This is a genomic window from Acidovorax sp. HMWF018, assembly GCF_003061035.1.
Taxonomy (GTDB): domain Bacteria; phylum Pseudomonadota; class Gammaproteobacteria; order Burkholderiales; family Burkholderiaceae_C; genus Acidovorax; species Acidovorax delafieldii.
Window position 1 is genome coordinate 1 of record NZ_QAIM01000555.1, and the last position, 1,010, is coordinate 1,010.

Below are 1,010 nucleotides of genomic sequence, written 5' to 3' on the forward strand. Positions count from 1 at the left end.
CTGTACGGGACTGAGATACCCGAGTGTCGAATGCCGGCGCGTCGGGTTGTAGAAGCACTCGATGTAGTCGAACACGTCTGAACGGACCTGCCCTCGCGTTCGGGAGTGAGGCCGAGCTTCCCCTTACCCCAGGCGCAGCTATGCCACGCGCACCGTACGGGGCGTGCCCAGGCTGGTGAATCTGTTGAGGATGGAGGCTCGCACCTGCAGCTCTGTGACCTGCCGGTCGAAGTCGCGTGCCATCACCCGCTCCCCCAGTCGCTTGAAACACCCCATCTTGGTCTCCACCAGGCTGCGGCGGTGGTAGCCGCTCCACTTCTTCCAAATAGCTCGCCCAAGCTTTCGGGTGGTTCTCAAGATCTCGTTGCGGGCCTGGGCACCCGCTCTGGCATCCGCCCAGGGCTTTGCATTCCTGCGGGTGGGAATGATGGCCGCGGCATGGCGACCGGCGATGGCTTCGTGGCAGGCCTTGGTGTCATAGGCCCCATCCGCGCTCACGGAGTGCAGCGGCTCATGTGCGGGGATCTGGGCGAGGAGCTCCGGCAGCATGGGAGCGTCCCCGATGGCGTTGTCCGTGATCTCGATGGCTCGGATCTCCAGCGTCTGAGCATCGATGCCCAGATGAGCCTTGCGCCACTGGCGCCGGTAGTCAGCACCATGCTTCTTGGTCTTCCATTCACCTTCACCCAACATCTTCACGCCGGTGCTGTCGATCAGCAGGTGCAGGCCGGTGCTGTTGGGGCGTGCCGTGATGGCCACGCTCAAGGTCTTCTGGCGCCGGCATAGGGTGCTGTAGTCGGGCACCGGCCAATCAAGCCTTGCGAGCCGCAGCAGGCTCTCGGCCAAGCCGGTGGCCTGGCGCAGGCCCAGGCCGAACATGCACTTGAGGGTCAGGCAGAACTGGATCGCGGCATCATTGAAGACTGCTGGCCGTCCATTCCTGCCGCTGGGCGATGCGTGCCATTGCAGGTCTGCATCGAGCCAGACCATCAAGGATCCTCGGCGTTTGA

The 1,010-nt window shown here is 63.9% G+C and carries 1 protein-coding gene and 1 pseudogene; both read right to left on the reverse strand.

Features of this window, described 5'->3' with window-relative positions; translation table 11 throughout:
* Window positions 1-102, reverse strand: a pseudogene (locus DBR23_RS32355) (IS3 family transposase); the annotation flags it as partial.
* A 36-nt stretch (window positions 103-138) separates the two neighbouring features.
* A partial coding sequence (locus DBR23_RS23570; RefSeq protein ID WP_108499774.1) for an IS5 family transposase occupies window positions 139-1,010 on the reverse strand: 872 nt, incomplete at its 5' end.